Here is a 19,666-nt window from a genome sequence, read left to right on the forward strand (position 1 = left end):
ACTCAGGCGTCGAAGTGGCTGGCCGCGGCGCGCGCACGATAGACGGTGTCGTCGAGATCGTCGCCGATGACCGTGACGTGCCCGGCCTTGCGGCCCGCGCGCGCACCCTTGCCGTAGGCGTGCACCTTGGCGTCGGGCTGATGCCCGAGGGCCGCGGCGATCTGGGCGTCGGGCAGGCTGCCGAAGACGTTGATCATGACGCCCCACGGTGCGCGGGGCGCCGTGCTGCCGAGGGGCCAGTCGAGCACCGCGCGCAGGTGCTGCTCGAACTGGCTCGTCGTCGAGCCCTCGATCGTCACATGCCCGCTGTTGTGCGGGCGCATGGCCAGCTCGTTGACGAGAACGCGCCCGTCGGTCGCCTGAAAGAGCTCGACCGCGAGCACGCCCGTCACGCCGAGCCCGTGCGCGACGGTCGTGGCGATCTCGGCGGCGGCGCGCTCGACGGCGTCGGTCGCCTGCGGCGCGGGGGCGATGACCTCGGCGCAGACGCCGCCGCGCTGCACCGTCTCGACGAGCGGCCACGGCACGGCCTCGCCGCTCGGCCGGCGCGCGATCAGCTGCGCGAGCTCGCGCTCGAAGCGCACGAGCTCCTCGACGAGCACGGGGCCCGCCGCGAGCCAGTCGTCGGCGGCGTGCGCATCGTCGACGACGCGCACACCCTTGCCGTCGTAGCCGCCGCGCGGCGTCTTCACGACGGCGCGGCCGCCGTGATCGGCGAGGAATCCGCCCAGGGCCTCGGCGGTCTCGACGCGGGCCCAGTCGGGCTGCGGCACGCCGAGGCCGGCCAGGCGCTCGCGCATCGCGAGCTTGTCTTGCGCGTAGAGCAGGGCATCCGCACCGGGCCGCACGGCGGCCCCCGCGGCGGTGAGCGCCCGAAGCACCTCTTGCGGCACGTGCTCGTGATCGAACGTGATCGCATCGCAGCCCTCGGCGAACGCGAGCACGGTGGCCGTGTCGCGGTAGTCGCCGACGACGGTGGCCGCGAGCCGCGCCGAGGCGTCCGGCGCCTCGGCGAGCACGCGCAGCTCGACTCCGAGCGCGACGGCCGCGGGAATCATCATGCGCGCGAGCTGGCCCCCTCCGATGACGCCGACGACGGCCATGGATGCTCCTCAATAGACTGGCGGACGATTCCTGTCTATTCTGGCCGACCGCGAGCAGGTCGGCCTCCCGCGACGAGGTGAGATGCCCGCCCTTCTTCCGCAGCTCGCCCGCTTCGGCACCGTGGGACTCGTCGGCCTCGTGGTCGATGTGGCGCTGTTCAACCTGCTGCGCGTAACGGTGCTCGACCCGGGTGTCATCGCCGAGGGGCCCATCATCGCCAAGATCGTCTCGACCTCGGTCGCGATCGCCGTCAACTGGCTCGGCAGCCGGTACTGGACCTTCCGGCTCGAGCGACGGCGGCCGGCCGCGCGCGAAGCCGTCGAGTTCGCGATCGTGAGCCTGGGCGGCATGCTCATCGCCGTGGGCTGCCTCGCCCTGTCGCGTTACGGCTTCGGGTTCACGAGCCTGCTCGCCGACAACATCGCCTCGAACGTCGTCGGGCTCGCGCTCGGCAGCGCGTTCCGCTTCGCGCTCTACCGCTCGTGGGTGTTCCACCCCCGGCGCACCCCCGCGGCGGCCGAGGCCCCCGGCGCGGCCGAGCTAGGGTCGGCCTAGCCCCACGTAGGTGAAGCCCGCCTGGCGCCACGCGCCCGGATCGAGGCAGTTGCGGCCGTCGATCACGAGGCGCGCCGTGGTGCGCTGCGCGACGACCGCGGGGTCGAGCTCGCGAAACTGGCGCCACTCGGTGAGAACCACGATCGCATCGGCACCCGTCAGCGCGTCGTCGATCGACGAGCGGTAGTCGAGCTGCGGCTGCGAACGGCGCGCGGTCTCGACCGCCTCGGGGTCGGTGGCCTGTACGGCGGCGCCGAGCGCCGCCACGCGCTGCGCGATGTCGAGGGCGGGTGAGTCGCGCACGTCGTCGGAGTCGGGCTTGAAGGCCAACCCGAGCACGGCGACCGTGCGGCCGCTCAGCCCATCGAGGTGCTGCTCGAGCAGGTCGACGACGCGTTGGCGACGGCGCAGGTTGATCTGGTCGACGTCGTCGAGAAAGTCGAGGGCCTGCCCGACCCCGAGCTCGGCGGCGCGCGCCTGGAAGGCGCGGATGTCTTTCGGCAGGCATCCCCCGCCGAATCCCACACCGGCGTTCAAGAACCGGCGGCCGATGCGCGCGTCGAAGCCGATCGCGTCGGCGAGCGTCGTGATGTCGGCACCCGTCACCTCGGCGATCTCGGCCATGGCGTTGATGAACGAGATCTTGGTGGCGAGAAAGGCGTTGGCCGAGACCTTGACGAGCTCGGCGGTGGCGTAGTCGGTGACGATGCGCGGCGTGCCCGCTTCGAGCGGTCGCGCGTAGACGAGGTCGAGCACCTCGGTGGCGCGGTCGTCGCCCGGGCGCACGCCGTAGACGAGCCGGTCGGGCGAGAGGGTGTCGCTCACGGCGAAGCCCTCGCGCAAGAACTCGGGGTTCCAGACCAGCTGCGCGCCGGTCGGCTCGACGAGCTCGGCGAGGCGCGCGGCCGTGCCGACGGGAACGGTCGACTTGCCCACGACGAGGTGGCCGGGCCCGATGTGCGGCAGCAGCGCCGTCACGGCCGCGTCGACGTACCGCAGATCGGCCGCGTGCCCGCCGGCCACCTGCGGGGTACCGACGGCGATGAAGTGCACGCGCGCCTGCTCGATCTCGGCGTGGTCGGTCGAGACCCGCAAGCGGCCGTGCTCGGCGTCGCGCTGTTCGTCGCGGCCGGGCTCGAAGAACGGCGAGCGCCCCGCCGCGAGCTCGGCGATCTTCGCGGCGTCGACGTCGATGCCGACGACGTCGTGCCCGAGTTCGGCCATGCACGCCGCGTGCACCGCCCCGAGATACCCGCAACCGATGACTGAGATTCGCACCCCCCGAGCCTAATGCGACGGGTGGATGCGCGTGGTCGCCCGAGCGTCAGCGCCCGGTGCGGGTGCGGCGCGTCGCCGGGTCGGTCGCGTCGACCGGTCGGCGCACGGTCGTGATCGACGTCGTGCTCGCCTCCATGACATCGCCCAGCGCGCGCAGCACGAGGTCGGCGCGCGGCAGGTCGCGCAGCACGACCGGCCGGTCGAGGCCGGTGTTGACGAGCACGTCGCCCGAGCGGAAGGCCGACTGCAGCCCCGAGCGGCGCAGCGAAACGTCGAAGCTGCGGCTCAGCAGTACCTCTTGTCGCGTGCGAACGAGCAGGCCGCGCCGCAGCACGATGCGCCGCGTCGTGATGAGGTACTGCGTGCTGAGCCAGCGCAGCAGCGGCAGTACCCAGAGCAGCCCGGCGGCCACGACGGCGCCGAGCAGCACCGCGAGCACCTGCCACGTCTCGTCGAGGGCGAAGGCTCCGTACGAGGCGGCACCGACGATCACGATCAGCGCGATCGCGGGCACGACGAGGGCTCGAGCGTGGGGGCGCAGGCGCGCGATCGCCCGCTCCGGAACCCGTGCCTCCCCCGTCATGCCCTATTCATACCGCAGATGCGTCACATCGCCCGCCGCCACGGCGATGATCTCGTCGCCCTCGCCGAGCGGGCGGACGCGCAACCGACCGTCGTCGTCGAGCCCCAGCGCGGTGCCCAGCAGGGGGTCGAGTCCGGGCCGATCGATGCGCACCGCTCGGCCGATCGTGCGCAGCTCGGGCTCGACGATGGCGCGCAGCTCGGCGGGCGACCCCGCCGAGCGCCACTGCGCGACGATCGCCCGCAGTTCGCGCAGGGTGGCGGCGAGCGCACGATCGGCAAGGTCGCCGTCGACCGGCACGCCCTGCAGGGCGAGGGATGTCGCGGTCGCCACCGGAAGCTCGTCGTGCGTCATCGAGAGGTTCAGCCCGGCGCCGATCACGACCCCCTCCGGCGCGAGCTCGGTGAGGATTCCGCTGAGCTTGCGCGGCAGGCCGTGCGCGTCGTCGACGAGTACGTCGTTCGGCCACTTGAGCCCCGCGCCCTCGACCCCGAGCGACCGCACCGCGCGCACGACGGCCACGCCCGCGACGAGCGGCAGCCAGCCCCAGCGTCGCGGGTCGGGCACGGCCTCGAGCCGAACGAGCATCGAGATCGCGAGCGCCGAGCCGGGCGGGGCCGACCAGTCGCGGCCGAGGCGCCCGCGCCCGGCCGTCTGGTCGGTGGTGGCGATGACCGCGAGGTCGGGCAGCTCGGCGGCGCGCGCGACGAGCTCGGTGTTCGTCGACGAGCACCGGTCGCGCCAGTCGAGCGCGGGACTGATGGCGCGACTCAGGGGCAACTGCATCGGGCCAGCCTACGAGGTGCGCGCGGCTCAGCGCCGTGCGTTCGATCGCCACCGCGCGGTCAGGCGGACCCCCGCGCGTAGCGGCGATCCGATGACGAGCGCGACCGCGCCGAGCGCCGAGCCGTCGTGCCGGCCGAGCGCCGTCCGGCGGTCCCACGCGCGGCGCAGAGCACCGCCCCGCGTCGATCGCGCGGGTGCCCGGTTCGCGAGCTCACCGGCGTCGCGCGCGCGTCGCAGGGCTTCGAGGTGCCCCAGCGCGTCGTCCTGCTGCGGATCGTGCAGGTAGTTGTCGGCCGCCCACGCCGCATCGGCGTGACGGAAGCGGCCGGCCACGAGCTCGGCGGTCGACCCGAGCAGCCCGCTGCCCCGAAAGATCGTGTTGAGCAGCGCGTCGTCGACACCGTCGTCATCGATCGCGAGGGCGGGGATGCCCCGCGCGACCGCCTCGATGAGCGCCGTCGAGCTCACCGAGACGAGGGCTCCGGCTCGGTCGAGCACGTCGCCCATCGGCCCGGAACGCACGACCACGTTGGCGGGCACGTCGCCGACGGCCGCGAGCAGCCCGTCGAGCGGCCACCGCTCGTCGTGGGTCTGGCGCTCTCCTGCGAGCGCCCGCACCTTGAGCACGAATCGGCGTTCGGGGTCGCGCCGCGCGGCCTCGACGAACCGCGCGACGAGCGAAGCGCGCGACGCCCGCGTGATCGGCACGAGCGCCTGCGCGGCGAGCACGACATCGTCACCCGTCGAGGCACGTCGGTCGAGGAACGGCAACGTCGAGAGCGCGAACCGGTGGTCGAGCCCCGCGAGGCGATCGAGCTCGGCGAAATCCCGTCGCTCGTGATGACTGTGCACGACCATGAGATCGGCCTGGGCGCGGTAGACGAGCGCCTTGCGTCGAGCGGGCAGGGCGATGCCCGGGATGCCCGACCAGAGCACAGGGCGCCGCGGCAGCTCGGTCAGCATCGCGAGCACGAGCGCGGCCATCGGGCCCCGCATGGCGACGAGCACGGCGTCGGGCTCGACCTCGCGCACGTGTGCGACGGCCGCATCCACCGTCATTACCGGCACGTCGGCGCCCGACCACGAGGTCGTCGCGACCGCGGCACGACGCTGTGCGGCGCTCGGCATGACCGGGTTGGCGACGATCACGAGACGGCGATCGGCATCCGGCACGACACGGTCGAGGGTCGCCGCGCCCCATTTGAGGTACGAGTCGGAATCGACGAGGGCGACGACGATCACGCGAGGACGCGACGCAGCTTCGCCTTGGGCGCCAGCTCGCCGGGAAAGACGCGCTTGACGCCGTCACCGAGGGCGGTCTCGATGATGCGGATGTCGCGCACGAGGTGCTCGAAGCCCTGCGGCTCGAGCGATGCGGCGTGATCAGACCCCCACATCGTGCGGTCGAGGGTGATGTGGCGCTCGACGACCCGGGCTCCGAGCGCCACCGCGGCGAGACTGATCTGCAGTCCCCGCTCGTGACCCGAGTAGCCGATGGGCACCCCGCGGTAGCGGTCCCGCAGGGTGTCAATCGTGCGCAGGTTGGCCTCGTCGGCGGGCATCGGGTAGGTCGAGGTCGCGTGCAGCATCACGAGCCGCTCGGCGCCGAGCACATCGACCGCGCGGTCGATCTCGTCGAGCGTCGACATGCCGGTCGACAGGATGACCGGCTTGCCGGTGAGCGCCACGCGCTCGAGCAGCTCGATGTCGGTGACCGAGGCCGAGGCGATCTTGTGGGCGACGACGTCGAGGCCCTCGAGCACCTCGACGCTCGGCACGTCCCACGGCGAGGCGAACCAGTCGAGGCCGCGAGCGGCGGCGTAGGCGCCGATCTGCGCGTACTGCTGGGCGTCGAACTCCACGCGGTGGCGATACTCGAGGTACGTCATGGTTCCCCAGGGCGTCTCGCGCAGCGTGTCGCGCATGTGCTCGGGTGTCGCGATCTCGGGGGTGCGCTTCTGAAACTTGACCGCGTCGGCGCCCGCCTCGGCGGCGACGTCGATGAGGCGCAGGGCGAGGTCGACATCGCCGTTGTGGTTGAGCCCGATCTCGCCGATGACGTAGACGGGGGCCGAATCGCCGATGGTGCGGGTGCCGATGGTGACAGTCATGTGGGGATGTCCTCTGAGGTCGGGGGCAGGGTCGCGCGGTCGCGCGGGTCGTGGTGCAGCGCGCTGAGCGCTCGAGCGATCTCGAGCTCGACGGGGGTGTCGATGTCGATGGCGAAGCTCTCGTCGACGAGCTGGGGCTCGATACGGCCGAAGAAGCGGTGCCGTGCGGCGAGAAAGCCATCGGTGCGCATCGCGTAGAAGGCCCCGGTCTCGGCCGCTTGCGGCGGCAGGTCCTGACGCCGAGGCCGCACCCCGGCATCGTGATTGAGCCCCACCCAGCTGACGGCGCCCGGGCCCCAGAGGAACACCGGCGTCGCGACCGCCGAGAACACGACGTCAGCCTCGCCGTCGCGCACGCGCTGCACGGCGGCATCGAGATCGGCGGGGTCGATGAAGGGTGAGGTCGCCTGCACGAACACCACGACCGGGGCGACGACATCGAGAACCGAGAGGGCGTGCAGCAGCGCGGACTCGCTCGTCGACGTCGAGGTCGCGAGCTCGGCGGGGCGGTCGATCACGAAGGCCCCCGCCCGCCGGGCCTCGTCGGCGATCGCGGGGTCATCAGTCGTGACGACGACGCGCTGGATGCTCAGCGCATCCCGCGCGCTGCGAACAGCCCGCGCGACGAGCGACGCGCCACCGACCAGCTGCAGGTTCTTGCGCGGGATGCCGACCGAGCCGCCGCGGGCCGGGATGATCGCGATCGCCGGGCCCGTCATCGAGCACGCTCCGGCACCGGGGGCTGCAGGAGCACGATCGACCCCGTGCCGCGCAGCACGACGGGAAGCGTCTCGGCCGCCGTCGAGATCGGGGCGATGATGTGCAGTGCGCGCGGCGTACCGGCAAGGGCCAGCTCGATCGGCAGCGCGGCGGGCACGACGAGCATCTCAGGCTCGCGCTGCAGCGCGGCAAGAAACCACTGCGGCTCGCGCCGGTGCGGCAGGTAGGCGATCGCGCTCTCGCGGGCGAGCGCTCGCAGTCGGCCGATCTCGCGCTGCGGATCGACGAGGCGGTCGGCGACAGCGGCCGACCCGAGCACGATGCGCGCACCATCCGGCACCTGCTGGGCGCGCAGCCCCTTCTGACGAGTGGCGTCGAAGCGATGGCACGTGATGATGGCCCCGAGATCCCGTAGTGCCACCACTGCCGGGTCGCTCGGTGCGAGGAACGTGGTCACCCGGAGTCGCCCCTCGCGTGCGAGCCGGCGGAGCAGCCGCGTCGTGCGCGCGGCCAGCTCCCGCCGCAGTGCGCTCCCGGCGCGCGGCGGGTTCGGGCGAAGCAAGGGTTCGGCAGCCTGCAGCTGCTGGGCGAGCCTGCGGGTAATGGCCCCGTCGTCGACGAGCGTCACCGTCTGCGGCTCGGCACGCTCGAGACGCCACTGCACCTGGCCCGAATAGGCATCGCCGATGAGCCAGTCGCCGCCCGCACGAAAAAGGCGTGCCGGCATGACGCGCCGATCGAGGGCGATGTGGGCGTCACCCGTGCCGAACGCCCGTCGGTCGGCGAGGTGCGCCGCCGTGCGCTCGAGCTGCGCATCGCCGCTGCGCGGCACGACCGCGAGCTCATCGCCGGTCGCGTGAGCGTGCTCGAGGGCGCCGAGCAGCTGCAGCGGCGACTCGACCCACGCTGCCGTCATCGATGCCACGGCTCTCCCTCGTTCTCGCCTCGACGGTACGAATCACGAACCAACAGCAGGTGCACAGCGGTTTGCCGATGAGCGAACGTCGCATCGCCCTCAGGCGGCAGAGTCGACAGCCGGGGCCGCGATTCTTGTGCATGATCTCCAACGGTCCCCCGGGTCGTGCGGTCGATAGGCTGAACCGGTGACCGACGACGCCCCCGCGACCACCCCCGCCGCCCCCGACCTCTCGACGACGGCCGGCAAGATCGCCGACCTCAAGATCCGGTACCACGAAGCCGTGACCGCGAGCGGTGAGGCCGCGATCGAGAAGCAGCACGCCAAAGGCAAGATGACGGCGCGCGAGCGCATCGACACGCTGCTCGACCACGGCAGCTTCGTCGAGATCGACGAGTTCGTGCGGCACCGCACCCACGCCTTCGGCATGGAGGCCAAGCGGCCCTATGGCGACGCGGTCGTGACGGGCACGGGCACCATCCACGGTCGCCAGGTGGCCGTCTACAGCCAAGACTTCACGATTTTCGGCGGCTCGCTGGGCGAGGTGGCTGGCGAGAAGATCATCAAGGTCATGGAGCTCGCGCTCAAGACCGGGGTGCCGATCATCGGCATCCTCGACTCAGGTGGAGCGCGCATCCAGGAGGGCGTCGTGGCCCTCGGCAAGTACGGCGAGATCTTTCGCCGCAACACGGCCGCGAGCGGCGTGATCCCCCAGATCTCGATCATCTGCGGCCCGGCCGCGGGCGGCGCCGTGTACTCGCCCGCCCTCACCGACTTCGTCATCATGGTCGACAAGACAAGCCAGATGTTCGTGACCGGCCCCGACGTCATCAAGACCGTCACGGGCGAAGACGTCGGCATGGAAGAGCTGGGCGGCGCGCTGACCCACAACCGCACCTCGGGCGTCTCGCACTACCTGGCGAGCGACGAGCACGACGCCTTCGACTTCGCACGGGCCCTGCTGAGCTACCTGCCCGACAACAACCTCGCCGAGCTGCCGCAGTACGCGGCCGAGGCTGAGCTCGAGATCACCGACGACGACCGCCGGCTCAACAGCATGATCCCCGACAGCCCGAACCAGCCGTACGACGTCGTCGGCATCATCGACCACGTCGTCGACGAAGGCTCGTTCCTCGAGGTGCAGCCGCTCTTCGCGCCCAACATCGTCATCGGCTTCGCGCGCGTCGAGGGCCGCAGCGTCGGCGTCATCGCCAACCAGCCCAACGCCATGGCCGGCACGCTCAATATCGACGCCGGCGAGAAGGCCGCGCGTTTCGTGCGCTTCTGCGACGCGTTCTCGATCCCGATCCTGACGCTCGTCGATGTTCCCGGCTACCTGCCCGGCACCGATCAGGAGTGGACGGGCGTGATCCGCCGCGGCGCCAAGCTGCTCTACGCCTACGCCGAGGCGACCGTGCCGCTCGTCACCGTCATCACGCGTAAGGCCTACGGCGGCGCGTACATCGTCATGGGCTCGAAGCAGCTCGGCGCCGACATGAACCTCGCCTGGCCCACGGCCGAGATCGCCGTCATGGGCGGGCAGGGCGCGGTGAACATCCTGTACCGCGATCAGATCAAGGCGGCCGAAGCGGCGGGCGAAGACGTCGCGGCCGTGCGCACGCGGCTCGCGAACGAGTACACCTACAACGTGGCGAGCCCGTTCCTGGCGGCCGAGCGCGGCGAGCTCGACGGCATCATCGAGCCCGCGGCCACGCGCGTCGCCGTCATCAAGGCCTTGCGGGCGCTCAAGACCAAGCGCGCGAGCCTGCCGCCGAAGAAGCACGGAAACATCCCGCTGTGAACGAGTCCACCCCCGCGGCGATGGATGCGGCGCCCACGATGCGCGTCGTGGCAGGCAGCCCCACCGACGAAGAGCTCGCCGCGGCGCACTCCGTGATCGTCGCCGTGCTCGCCGAGCGTGCCGCCCGTGGCGCGGAGCTCATCGAGCCGCCCGTCGACCGCTGGAGCCGCGGAGCGCGCGCCCTGCGTACCCCGCTCGCCCCCGGACCGGGCGCCTGGGCCGACACGTCGGGGCAGCGCGGCTGCTGAAACGCGCGAAAGTCGTCTCCACGACGACGGAATCCGAAGCACATCGCTGCGGATTCCATGGCCGAAGTCCGTGCACGGTCCCAGAAATCCCCCCTTTCGGGGGGAATGTACCCTGGAAATCGTCAAGGGGGGCCGCTACACCCGCGGAAATCCAGGGTTTTTGCCGCAACGGGGTACGAACTCTGTCCCCCGTAGTCCCCCAAAATGATGACTGCGCATCCGGGGCTCGCGGGGCAGTATTGCTGATGTCAGGTGATGCTCTTCACGAGCTCACCACCGATCACCACAACCGCACGGGTAGCGGTTCTGTGATTGGGGGGCGAGGTAGGTCAACATTCGGGTTGTAGGCCTACCTCGATACGTTGCGAAGGGCCGGAGCTGGGTACTCCGGCCCTTCGATCGTTAAGCCCGCCCCGCGGTCCGGGGGATCTCGAGCCAGAGGTCGACCGAGTCGTCTTCGTCGTCGTCGGACTGGCCGAGGTCGCGCGCGCGGCCGTCGCCCGAGGGCGTGAGGCCGACGACCGTCACCGCGACCTCGGAATCGGGCGGTGCCGTGCGCGCGACCACGCGCGTCGCGCTCGTCGTGCGGATGGCGTCAGCGAGTGTCGTCAGCACGCGGCGCAGCGAGTCATCGTCGAGCTCGTCGAGCCCGCCCTCGTCGAACAGGCTCACGAGCACGCCTCGGCGGCGCGCGGCCATGACCTCGCGGCGCACGACATCGTCGAGCAGGCGACGCCCGCGGATCTCGTCGCGAATAGCGCCCTCGAGGTGCAGGCACTCTTGACGCTGCTCGTCGGTGAGCTCGCCGTTCGACTCCTCGATGATGCGCAGCATGGGCACCGCGGTCGTGCCCGTCTGCCCCAGGCGGAACTGCCGCTCGTAGAGGTGCGCCTCTTGCGCGGCCTGCCAGTCGGTGGCCTCGCGCTCAGCACGCGCGAAGCGGGCGGCGTCGCGCGAGGCCTTGGCGAGAGCTCGCGAGAGGATGTGCGAGACGGCGACCCACGAGATGCTGCCGACCACGCCGATGCCGAGCAGCAGTCCGGGGCCGCCCCAGACGATCGTGTGCACGACGAGCACTCCGGTGCCGATCCACGCGTAGAGGTGCCGGCGGCGGGTCGAGGTGATCGTCATGAGCGTACCGACGGCCGCGACGTACCAGGTCGAGTAGCTCAGCCCGCCGGGCCGCGCGGGGTCGAGCTGCGAGGCCACCAGCAGCGTGATCGCCGCGCACGCCACGACGTTGCCGATCGCCATCCAGGTCGACATGCGCTCGGGCTGGCCCGGCAGCATGCTGATCGTGACCGCTGTGGCGTAGAGCGCCATGGCGGCGAGGACGGGGACGGGGTCGGCGGGGATATCGATCGTGTAGAGCCCGAGAACGATGTGATACGCCGCGAAGATCGCCGCCATCGTGACGATGAGGGCGCGGGGAACCCCGATTCTCATGCGCCGATCCCTTCGCGCTCGAGGGGCTCGATGTCGTCGAGATCGTCGCCGGGGGTGAACACCGGCCACAAAAGAACCACGACGGTGCCCTTGCCTGGTGCCGACCGCACCTCGGCGTGCCCGCCCGCATTGGCGGTGCGCTCGACGATCGACCGGCGCACGCCCAGGCGTCCCTCGGGCAGATGCTCGGAGTCGAAGCCCGCTCCCGCGTCGCCCACCTCGATCTCGACGGCCCCGCCGTGCACGCCCGAGACCTTGAGCCAGCGGCGCACCTCAGCGGGCCCGGCGTGCTGCACGCTGTTCATCATGGCCTGCACCGCCGCCGAGTAGAGCGCCTCGGCCTGCGCCGAGGGGATGACGCGCGTGTCGAGCGAGCGCACGCGCACCGTGAACGGCGCCTGCATCTGGCGCGCCGCCGTGACGATTCGGTCGGCGAGCTGCCGAAACCGCACGGTCGTGCCGTCGTCGGGCGAGACGAGCGCGGCCTCACGCAAGTGACGCATGGCGTTCGACGCCATGTGCGCGGCGAGCTGCTGCTGCTCGGGCGTCTCGGCGCGCGCTGCCGAGAGCAGGGTCGTGAGAACGCTGTCGTGCACGATCGAGTCGACGTGCACGCGCTCGACCTCGGTCGCGTGCTGCCGCACGGCGCGCGCGTAGCGGTCGAGCGCGGCCCCCTGGGCCTCATCGACCGAGGTGGCCGCCGACCGCGTCATCGTGACGATGACGAGCACGGCGCCGCCGAGGATGATCGCGTAGATGGCGTTGAACAGTCCGAGCTCCCACGGACCGCCGCCGCCCTGCGGGGTCGCGCGGATGATGCCGTAGATGAGCGGCACCACGATGAGGTAGGCGAGGGCACCGCGCACGCGAAGACCGATCGCCGCCGTCGCGGTCGCCACGGTCGTCAGCTGGTAGAGCCAGTGGTCGCCCTGCTGCGGCACGGCGGGGTCGGCGAGGAAGAAGGGCCAGGTCAGCAGGGCGACGACGTAGACCCCCGAGACGAGCAGGTGCGAGGGCCCGACCCACCGTTTGATGGTCGAGCACAGCAGCGCGACGAGCAGAGAGCCGTAGATCGCCGCCACCGCCATGGCCGACCACAGGGGCTGCCCGAGCGAGTACTGGCTGAGCAGACCGGGAACCGCCTGCAACCCGAAGACGATGCCGAACCAGGCGACCGAGCGCGAGATGACGGTGTCGACGCGCTTGCGGCTCAGCGGGCTGCGCTGCGGCTTGCCCGTGGCGGGGGCCGCGGCGAGCGCCTCAGGCCGACTCATCACCGTCCGGATCGAGCCCCGGCAGGATCCCGTCTTCGACGGCCCTGCGCAGCAGGTCGACCTTGGTGGGGGCGGGGCGACCGACCTCGACGTACTTGGCGCGGATGCGGTCGAGGTACTCGCGGGCCGTCGAGTACCCGATGCCGAGCTGCTGCGCGGCGAGCTTGAGCGGCAGGCCGCTCGCGTACAAGTGCAAGATCTCGCGCTCGCGACGACCGAGCTGCGCCTTGGCGAAGTCGCGGTCGGCGTCGATCGCGCTCGCCCACTCGAGGTTGTTGAGCACCTCGCCGCGCGCGACGGTCTCGGCGGCGGCGATGACGGTGCTCGTCGCCGACGACTTCGGAATGACGCCAGCAGCACCCGCGGCGAGCGCCTCGCGCACGCTCGCGACCCGGTCGGCGATCGAGTGCACGAGCACGGCCGAACCGGTCGCCTGCACGGCCTTGACGTTCTCGGTGACGCTCGAGCCGTCGCCGAGCGAGAGGTCGAGCACGACGACGTCGATCTCTCGGCCATCAAGCGCCTCGACGAGCTCGGGCACGCTCGCCGACGTCGAGACGACGTCGAACCCTGCGTTCGTGAAGGCCGCCTGCAGCCCCAGCCGCACCGACTCGTGATCGTCGACCACTGCGACGCGCACCTGCTTGTTCACCGGAGCAACCACGAGAGCAGAACCCACACCCTTCGACGTTCGGGAGAGCGAGGCACGGCGGTGCCGGTCGCGCCTCTCATGCTAGCCGCGCTTGCACCCCGCACGGGGGTCAGGGCGCGCCGGGAATCGCCCGATGAGCCGCGGAATCCCGCTGCTGAGTCACCCTCGCATCAGGGTCGCGACGGCTTCGACGTGGTGCGTGTGGGGAAAGAGATCGAAGGCCCGGATGCGCGCCAGCCGGTAGCCGGCCTCGGCGGCGAGGGCGACATCCCGAGCGAGCGCGACCGGGTCGCACGCCACGTACACGAGCTGCGCGGGCGCGAGCCGGCCGAGCACGGTCATGACGTCGGACCCGGCCCCCGAGCGCGGCGGGTCGAGCACGATCGTCGCCGCGGCCAGCCGGTCGCGGTCGGCCGCCGAGGCGCCCGCGTCGAGCTCGCGCAGCCAGCGGTCGACCCGGCCCGTCTCGGCCGAGGCGCCGAGCCATTCGGCGAGGTTCTCGCTCGCGTGGTCGGTCGCGCGCTCGTCGGACTCGACGCTCGTGATGCGGGTGTCGGGGCCGAAGCGGTCGGCCACGGCCGCGGCGAGCAGCCCGACCCCGCCGTAGAGGTCGAGGTTCTCGGCACGCGGGTCGAACAGCGCCGGGTCGATGGCCTCGTGCACGGCGCGCGTGAGCGCGACGGGCGCCGCGCGGTGAACCTGCCAGAACCCCGTGTCGTCGAGCTGGAACTCGCGATCCCCGACGAGCTCGCGGATGACGGTGGGCTTCTGCTCGCCGATGACCAGGCGCGGGTCGCTCGTCGTGGGCGCGATGACATCGAGGGTGCCGAGGCCGAGGAACCGCTCGGCGAAGGGCGTCGCGGCCTGCACGGCGGCGGTGGCGAGCGGAACATCCTGCACCGGGATCACCGAGTGCGAGCGCGAAGCCATCGGTCCGAGCCGGCCCTGGTCGTCGACGTGCAGGCGGATGCGCGTGCGCCAGCCGAGGCCGTTGACGGCCGGGTCGCCCGGCAGCGGCTCGACGACGACGTCGCTCTCGATGCCGGCCATGCGCTGCAGCGACTCGGCGAGCACCTGGCGCTTGAGCTCGCGCTGGTGCGCGAGGGCGATGTGGCCGAACTCGGCGCCGCCGGCGCGGCCGCGGGGGTCGCGGTCGATCGCGGCGGCCGACCAGACGTGCTCGCGCCGGTGCTCGCTCGCCTGCAGCACCTCGACGGCATCGGCGCGCCAGAAGCTCTTCTTGCGGTCGTCGCTCACGCGCGCCCGAACCGTCTCGCCCGGGATCGCATCGCTCACGAACACCACCCGGCCGTCGAGCCGACCGACGGCGATGCCGCCGTGCGCGATCTTGTCGACCGTGAGTTCGATGATGCTGCCGATGTGCTCTCCCATGCCCTCAGCCTAGGTGCGGCCCGTAGCATCGAGCCGTGCGCCTCTACCTCGCCTCGACGTCTCCGGCCCGGCTCGCGACGCTGCGGGCGGTCGGCATCGAGCCGGTCGCGTTCGCGCCGGGGGTCGATGAAGAGCGGGCAGTGGATGCGGCCGCGGCCGCGCATCCCGAGGGCCGCCTGCCGGCCGCCGAGATGGTGCAGCTGCTCGCCCGCCTCAAGGCCGAGGCGGGGCTCGACGCGGCGGTGCTCGCCGACGCGGGGCTCGCGCCGCACGAGGTCGACGGCTTCATCCTCGGCGGCGACTCGGCCTTCGAGCTCGACGGCACCGTGTACGGCAAGCCGCACGAGCCGGCGATCGCTCGTGAGCGGTGGCTCGCCCAGCGCGGCCGCAGCGGGGTGCTGCACTCGGGCCACTGGCTCATCGATCACCGGGGAGGTCGGGTCAACGGCGCCGTCGGGCGAGCATCCCGCGCCACGGTGCACTTCGCCGACGACATCGAGACCGCCGAGATCGACGCCTACATCGCCACCGGTGAACCCCTGAAGGTGGCCGGGGCGTTCACGATCGACTCGAAGGGCGCGGGCTTCATCGACCGCATCGAGGGCGACCCGCACACGGTCGTGGGCCTCTCGGTGCCGCTGCTGCGCAAGCTCGTGCACGAGCTCGGCGGGCGCTGGACCGATCTCTGGAACCGCTAAGCGATCCGCACCCCTTTTGTGGGCCTGCGCCAAACACCGGTGCCGCGCGCACCCCTAGGCTGGGGAACCATGGCCCGCATCACAAAGATCCTCATCGCCAACCGTGGCGAGATCGCCGTCCGCGTCATCCGCGCCGCCCGTGATTCGGGCATCGCCACGGTGGCCGTCTACGCCGACCAGGATCGGGATGCCCGGCACGTGCGCCTCGCCGACGAGGCCTACGCCCTGCACGGCACGACGAGCGCCGAGACCTACCTCGTCATCGACAAGCTGCTCAGCATCGCCCGCCGGGCCGGAGCCGACGCGGTGCACCCCGGCTACGGCTTCCTCGCCGAGAACGCCGACTTCGCACGCGCCGTCATCGACGCCGGCCTCACCTGGGTCGGGCCGTCTCCGGATGCGATCGAGAAGCTCGGCGACAAGGTCAGCGCCCGGCACATCGCCGAGAAGGTCGGTGCCCCCCTCGCTCCCGGCACCCTCAACCCCGTCAGCGGAGCCGACGAGGTGCTCGCCTTCGTCGATGAGCACGGGCTGCCCGTTGCGATCAAGGCCGCGTTCGGCGGCGGCGGGCGCGGCCTCAAGGTCGCGCGCACCCGCGACGAGATCCCCGAGCTGTTCGACTCGGCCACGCGCGAGGCCATCGCCGCCTTCGGCCGCGGCGAGTGCTTCGTCGAGAAGTACCTCGACAAGCCGCGCCACGTCGAGACCCAGTGCCTCGCCGATGCGCACGGCAATGTCGTCGTCATCTCGACGCGCGACTGCTCGCTGCAGCGCCGCCACCAGAAGCTCGTCGAAGAGGCGCCCGCGCCGTTCTTGACCGACGAGCAGACCGAGCTGCTCTACCGGTCGTCAAAGGCCATCCTGAAAGAGGTCGGCTACCTCGGCGCCGGCACGTGCGAGTTTCTCATCGGCGCCGATGGCACGGTGTCGTTCCTCGAGGTCAACACGCGCCTGCAGGTCGAGCACCCCGTCTCGGAGGAGGTCACGGGCATCGACCTCGTGCGCGAGCAGTTCCGCCTCGCCGAGGGCGAGCCGCTCGGCTACGACGACCCCGTCGCCCACGGCCACTCGTTCGAGTTCCGCATCAACGGCGAAGACCCGGGGCTGAACTTCATGCCCATGCCCGGCCCCGTGCACGCCCTGCGCTTTCCCGGCGGCCCCGGCGTGCGCGTCGACTCGGGCGTCACGACGGGCGACGTCATCTCGGGCGCGTTCGATTCGCTGCTCGCGAAGCTCATCGTCACGGGCAAGACGCGCGACGACGCCCTCGAGCGCTCGCGCCGCGCCCTCGCCGAGTTCGAGGTCGCCGGGCTGCCGACCGTGCTGCCGTTCCACCGCGCGATCGTCGACGACCCGGCGTTCGCCCCCGCCGACGGCGCGCCGTTCACGGTTTACACGCGCTGGATCGAGACCGAGTTCGACAACCAGCTCGAGCCGTGGAGCGGCTCGCTCGCCGAGCCCCTCGCCGAGCCCGCGCCGCGCCACACCGTGGTCGTCGAGGTCGCCGGCAAGCGCCTCGAAGTCTCGCTGCCCGAGACGCTCGTGCCCGCATCCACCTCGCGCGCGTCAACGGCGCTCGCCGCAGCGCCCAAGCGCCGCTCGGGCTCGGCCGTGGCCGCCGGGGCCTCGGGCGATGCCGTCAAGAGCCCCATGCAGGCCACGGTCGTCAAGCTCGCCGTCGCCGAGGGCGACAAGGTCGTGGCGGGCGATCTCGTGGTCGTGCTCGAGGCCATGAAGATGGAGCAGCCCATGACCGCGCACAAAGACGGCGTCGTCACCGGCATCGGCGCGGCCGTCGGCGAGACGGTGTCGTCGGGCCACGTGCTGCTCAGCATCGTCGACTGAGCCGGGCCTCTCGGCCGTCAGCGCACGACGAGGCGCGCTCCGGCTGATGCCGGGGCGTGGTCGCGAACGTGCCCGAGCAGGGCGTGCAGCAGCAGCGCGACGCCGAGCATCTCCATGGTCTCTTCGAGCGCCACGAGCCCGGCGCTGACGAGGTGCGACCGCACGGGCTCCATCGCCTCGCGCCAGGGGAACGTCGCGGCGTCGAGCATCTCGACCCCGATCGCGCCGGCCAGCCACAGGCCGATCGCAACGACCACGCCGGTGCGGGTGCGGCGCGGCAGGCGGGCGGCGAACGGCGCGAAGACCAGGGCCAGCACCGCGACGAGCACGAGCGCGGGCACGACCCACGCGAGCCACAGCGGGCCGCTCGTGATGCCGAGCAGCCCGCGCATCGGCAGCACGAGGGACTCGTGCAGTTGCAGCTGCTCGTCGATCGAGGCGTAGCCGAACACGATCGCGACCCCGACCCATCCGCGCCACTGCACCGAGCCGGCCCGCCGCTCGGCGAGAGCGATGACCCCCGCGACCACGACGACGCCGAGCATCATGCCGATCGTCAGCCAGGTGCCGATCGCCGCCTCGCCGCCAATGTCGAGGATGCGCAGCAGCTCGGTCTGCGCGAACCCGCGCGGGGGCGGCCACGAGAGCACGAGCGCCGACCGCACCGCGTGCGCGAGCAGCACGACGGCGATGGCGCCGACGAGCAGCCGCAGCACCCTCCGGCGCGCGATCACGAGCACGAGCGGGTCGGCCGCCGCGGGCGGCTGCGGCGGGATCGCGGCGGGCGGCACGGGCTAGTCGCGGGGCACGTGCATCGCGCGCGCGGCATCCGTGATGCCGCCCGAGAGCGAGGGGTACACCGAGTAGGCCCGAGCGAGCTGGTCGACCGTCAGGCGGTGCTCGATGGCGAGAGCGATCGGCAGGATGAGCTCAGAGGCCCGGGGGGCCACGACGACGCCGCCGATGACCGTGCCCGAGGTCTTGGCCGCGAAGAGCTTGATGAAGCCGTCGGTGACACCCTGCATCTTCGCGCGCGCGTTCGTCTCGAGCATGAGCTTGTGCACGATGCCGCGCGTCTCGCCGTCTTCGATCTGCTTCTGCGAGAAGCCCACCGTGGCGATCTCGGGGGCCGTGAAGATGTTCGAGGTGACGTTGCGCAGGCGAATGGGCGTCACGGCATCGCCCATGGCGTGGTAGACCGCCGTGCGGCCCTGCATCGAGGCGACGGATGCGAGGGGCAGCGAGTCGCTGCAGTCGCCGACCGCGTACACGCTCGGCATCGAGGTGCGCGCCACCTTGTTGACCGCGATGTGGCCGGAGGCCGTGAGCTGCACCCCGGCCTCCTCGAGCCCGATGCCCGCCGTGTTCGGGATCGAGCCCACCGCCATGAGGCAGTGCGAGCCCTCGATGACCGTGCCGTCGCTCAGGGTGACCGTCACGCCGTCGCCCGTGTTGACGACCGAGTCGGCGCGGCTCTTCGCGAGCAGGGTCATGCCGTTACGGCGGAACACCTGCTCGATGAGCTGCGCGGCATCCGCATCCTCACCCGGCAGCACCTGGTCGCGGCTCGAGATGAGGGTGACCTGCGCGCCCAGCGCGCGGTAGGCCGAGGCGAACTCGGCACCCGTGACGCCCGAGCCGACGACGATGAGGTGGTCGGGCACATCGCTGAGGCCGTAGAGCTGGGTCCAAGTGAGGATGCGCGTGCCGTCGGGCTTCGCGGTGGGCAGTTCGCGCGGCGACGCGCCCACGGCGACGATGACGGTGTCGGCGTCGCACTGATCGAAGTCGGTGCGCTTCTTTCCGTGCCCCGCGGCGACGACGATGCGGTTGGGGCCGTCGAGGCGCCCGTCGCCCGCGATGATGCGCACGCCCGCCTCGAGCAGCTGCTCGCGCATGTCGTCGCTCTGCTCTTGCGCGAGGCGCAGCAGGCGCTTGTTGACCTGGGCGAGGTTGACGGCCACCTCGGGCTTGACGGCCCGACCGCTCTCGCCGCGCGCGAAGAACTGCACGCCGAGGTCGCCCGCGCCGCGGATGGCGCCCGCGGCCTCGGCGGTGGCGATGAGCGTCTTGGAGGGCACGACGTCGGTGAGCACGGCCGAGCCGCCCACGCCGACGCGCTCGACGAGGGTGACGTCGGCGCCGAGCTGGGCCCCGGCGAGCGCCGCCTCGTAGCCACCGGGCCCGCCCCCGAGAACAGCGATGCGGTGTTGGCGGTCGAAGAGGGTGGTCATGGGTTCCATTCTGTCAGCGCGCG

Annotated in this window: 19 protein-coding genes; 5 read left to right on the forward strand and 14 right to left on the reverse strand. The window is 71.8% G+C overall.

The features are described 5' to 3' along the window. Nucleotides 1-2: 2 nt before the first annotated feature. Nucleotides 3-1,103: a 5-(carboxyamino)imidazole ribonucleotide synthase gene (locus ACK4HH_RS00195; protein ID WP_409646997.1), complete on the reverse strand. Its 1,101-nt coding sequence runs from the start codon at nt 1,101-1,103 to the stop codon at nt 3-5. An 82-nt stretch (nt 1,104-1,185) separates the two neighbouring features. On the opposite strand from ACK4HH_RS00195, the gene ACK4HH_RS00200 reads away from it, so the two are divergent. Next, complete coding sequence (locus tag ACK4HH_RS00200; protein ID WP_409647000.1) at nt 1,186-1,659, forward strand: GtrA family protein; 474 nt, start codon at nt 1,186-1,188, stop codon at nt 1,657-1,659. Here ACK4HH_RS00200 and ACK4HH_RS00205 read toward each other — a convergent pair. The 7 genes from ACK4HH_RS00205 to ACK4HH_RS00235 are packed head-to-tail and all read right to left on the reverse strand — an operon-like array spanning nt 1,645 to nt 8,062. Continuing rightward, nucleotides 1,645-2,937, reverse strand: a complete 1,293-nt coding sequence (locus ACK4HH_RS00205) for a UDP-glucose dehydrogenase family protein (RefSeq protein ID WP_409647003.1) — start codon at nt 2,935-2,937, stop codon at nt 1,645-1,647. The genes ACK4HH_RS00200 and ACK4HH_RS00205 overlap by 15 nt on opposite strands. Before the next feature lie 46 nt (nt 2,938-2,983). Continuing rightward, nucleotides 2,984-3,520, reverse strand: coding sequence for a PH domain-containing protein (locus ACK4HH_RS00210; RefSeq protein ID WP_409647006.1), 537 nt, complete (start codon nt 3,518-3,520; stop codon nt 2,984-2,986). A 3-nt stretch (nt 3,521-3,523) separates the two neighbouring features. Continuing rightward, nucleotides 3,524-4,306, reverse strand: a complete 783-nt coding sequence (locus tag ACK4HH_RS00215) for a biotin--[acetyl-CoA-carboxylase] ligase (protein WP_409647009.1) — start codon at nt 4,304-4,306, stop codon at nt 3,524-3,526. A gap of 27 nt (nt 4,307-4,333) precedes the next feature. Beyond that, complete coding sequence (locus ACK4HH_RS00220; RefSeq protein WP_409647011.1) at nt 4,334-5,548, reverse strand: DUF6716 putative glycosyltransferase; 1,215 nt, start codon at nt 5,546-5,548, stop codon at nt 4,334-4,336. After that, nucleotides 5,545-6,417 (reverse strand): N-acetylneuraminate synthase family protein, encoded by an 873-nt coding sequence (locus ACK4HH_RS00225; RefSeq protein WP_409647013.1) that lies wholly within the window; start codon nt 6,415-6,417, stop codon nt 5,545-5,547. Before ACK4HH_RS00225 ends, ACK4HH_RS00220 begins: the two co-directional genes overlap by 4 nt. After that, nucleotides 6,414-7,136, reverse strand: a complete 723-nt coding sequence (locus ACK4HH_RS00230) for a cytidylyltransferase domain-containing protein (RefSeq protein ID WP_409647015.1) — start codon at nt 7,134-7,136, stop codon at nt 6,414-6,416. Before ACK4HH_RS00230 ends, ACK4HH_RS00225 begins: the two co-directional genes overlap by 4 nt. Continuing rightward, complete coding sequence (locus ACK4HH_RS00235) at nt 7,133-8,062, reverse strand: hypothetical protein (RefSeq protein WP_409647018.1); 930 nt, start codon at nt 8,060-8,062, stop codon at nt 7,133-7,135. The genes ACK4HH_RS00230 and ACK4HH_RS00235 overlap by 4 nt, the downstream gene beginning before the upstream one ends. Nucleotides 8,063-8,240: 178 nt before the next feature. Between ACK4HH_RS00235 and ACK4HH_RS00240 the strand changes: the two genes are divergently transcribed. Both ACK4HH_RS00240 and ACK4HH_RS00245 read left to right on the forward strand, forming a co-directional pair. Continuing rightward, nucleotides 8,241-9,854, forward strand: a complete 1,614-nt coding sequence (locus ACK4HH_RS00240) for an acyl-CoA carboxylase subunit beta (RefSeq protein WP_409647021.1) — start codon at nt 8,241-8,243, stop codon at nt 9,852-9,854. After that, nucleotides 9,851-10,102: an acyl-CoA carboxylase subunit epsilon gene (locus ACK4HH_RS00245; RefSeq protein WP_409647023.1), complete on the forward strand. Its 252-nt coding sequence runs from the start codon at nt 9,851-9,853 to the stop codon at nt 10,100-10,102. Before ACK4HH_RS00240 ends, ACK4HH_RS00245 begins: the two co-directional genes overlap by 4 nt. A gap of 402 nt (nt 10,103-10,504) precedes the next feature. Here ACK4HH_RS00245 and ACK4HH_RS00250 read toward each other — a convergent pair whose 3' ends face one another. The 4 genes from ACK4HH_RS00250 to ACK4HH_RS00265 form a co-directional block, all read right to left on the reverse strand. Next, nucleotides 10,505-11,548, reverse strand: coding sequence for a hypothetical protein (locus ACK4HH_RS00250; RefSeq protein ID WP_409647026.1), 1,044 nt, complete (start codon nt 11,546-11,548; stop codon nt 10,505-10,507). Further along, nucleotides 11,545-12,822 (reverse strand): sensor histidine kinase, encoded by a 1,278-nt coding sequence (locus ACK4HH_RS00255; protein WP_409647029.1) that lies wholly within the window; start codon nt 12,820-12,822, stop codon nt 11,545-11,547. Before ACK4HH_RS00255 ends, ACK4HH_RS00250 begins: the two co-directional genes overlap by 4 nt. Then, on the reverse strand, nt 12,809-13,486 hold the full coding sequence (locus tag ACK4HH_RS00260) for a response regulator (RefSeq protein ID WP_409647032.1): 678 nt from the start codon (nt 13,484-13,486) through the stop codon (nt 12,809-12,811). Before ACK4HH_RS00260 ends, ACK4HH_RS00255 begins: the two co-directional genes overlap by 14 nt. A 147-nt stretch (nt 13,487-13,633) precedes the next feature. Continuing rightward, nucleotides 13,634-14,866 carry a class I SAM-dependent RNA methyltransferase gene (locus ACK4HH_RS00265; RefSeq protein WP_409647035.1) on the reverse strand — a complete coding sequence of 411 codons (1,233 nt, stop codon included), beginning with the start codon at nt 14,864-14,866 and terminating at the stop codon, nt 13,634-13,636. Nucleotides 14,867-14,901: 35 nt separating this feature from the next. Between ACK4HH_RS00265 and ACK4HH_RS00270 the strand changes: the two genes are divergently transcribed. Both ACK4HH_RS00270 and ACK4HH_RS00275 read left to right on the forward strand, forming a co-directional pair. Further along, the gene (locus ACK4HH_RS00270) at nt 14,902-15,564 is read left to right on the forward strand and encodes a Maf family protein (RefSeq protein WP_409647038.1); all 663 of its coding nucleotides are present in this window, start codon (nt 14,902-14,904) and stop codon (nt 15,562-15,564) included. Between the two features lie 69 nt (nt 15,565-15,633). Then, entirely contained in the window at nt 15,634-17,409 is a 1,776-nt protein-coding gene (locus tag ACK4HH_RS00275; protein WP_409647041.1) for an acetyl/propionyl/methylcrotonyl-CoA carboxylase subunit alpha, read from the forward strand. 17 nt (nt 17,410-17,426) lie between these two features. Here ACK4HH_RS00275 and ACK4HH_RS00280 read toward each other — a convergent pair whose 3' ends face one another. Then, the gene (locus tag ACK4HH_RS00280) at nt 17,427-18,200 is read right to left on the reverse strand and encodes a hypothetical protein (RefSeq protein WP_409647044.1); all 774 of its coding nucleotides are present in this window, start codon (nt 18,198-18,200) and stop codon (nt 17,427-17,429) included. Nucleotides 18,201-18,203: 3 nt separating this feature from the next. Then, nucleotides 18,204-19,643, reverse strand: coding sequence for an NAD(P)H-quinone dehydrogenase (locus ACK4HH_RS00285; RefSeq protein WP_409647046.1), 1,440 nt, complete (start codon nt 19,641-19,643; stop codon nt 18,204-18,206). Nucleotides 19,644-19,666: the final 23 nt, after the last annotated feature.

The sequence above is a fragment of the Microcella sp. genome, from assembly GCF_046296455.1.
Taxonomy (GTDB): domain Bacteria; phylum Actinomycetota; class Actinomycetes; order Actinomycetales; family Microbacteriaceae; genus Microcella.

What these genes read in the sequence shown, in the direction of transcription:
- ACK4HH_RS00285 (WP_409647046.1), bottom strand. Translation starts at nt 19,643, where the DNA reads ATGACCACCCTCTTCGACCGCCAACACCGCATCGCTGTTCTCGGGGGC.
- ACK4HH_RS00200 (WP_409647000.1), top strand. Translation starts at nt 1,186, where the DNA reads ATGCCCGCCCTTCTTCCGCAGCTCGCCCGCTTCGGCACCGTGGGACTC.
- ACK4HH_RS00210 (WP_409647006.1), bottom strand. Translation starts at nt 3,520, where the DNA reads ATGACGGGGGAGGCACGGGTTCCGGAGCGGGCGATCGCGCGCCTGCGC.
- ACK4HH_RS00275 (WP_409647041.1), top strand. Translation starts at nt 15,634, where the DNA reads ATGGCCCGCATCACAAAGATCCTCATCGCCAACCGTGGCGAGATCGCC.
- ACK4HH_RS00215 (WP_409647009.1), bottom strand. Translation starts at nt 4,306, where the DNA reads ATGCAGTTGCCCCTGAGTCGCGCCATCAGTCCCGCGCTCGACTGGCGC.
- ACK4HH_RS00250 (WP_409647026.1), bottom strand. Translation starts at nt 11,548, where the DNA reads ATGAGAATCGGGGTTCCCCGCGCCCTCATCGTCACGATGGCGGCGATC.
- ACK4HH_RS00195 (WP_409646997.1), bottom strand. Translation starts at nt 1,103, where the DNA reads ATGGCCGTCGTCGGCGTCATCGGAGGGGGCCAGCTCGCGCGCATGATG.
- ACK4HH_RS00265 (WP_409647035.1), bottom strand. Translation starts at nt 14,866, where the DNA reads ATGGGAGAGCACATCGGCAGCATCATCGAACTCACGGTCGACAAGATC.
- ACK4HH_RS00225 (WP_409647013.1), bottom strand. Translation starts at nt 6,417, where the DNA reads ATGACTGTCACCATCGGCACCCGCACCATCGGCGATTCGGCCCCCGTC.
- ACK4HH_RS00230 (WP_409647015.1), bottom strand. Translation starts at nt 7,136, where the DNA reads ATGACGGGCCCGGCGATCGCGATCATCCCGGCCCGCGGCGGCTCGGTC.
- ACK4HH_RS00255 (WP_409647029.1), bottom strand. Translation starts at nt 12,822, where the DNA reads ATGAGTCGGCCTGAGGCGCTCGCCGCGGCCCCCGCCACGGGCAAGCCG.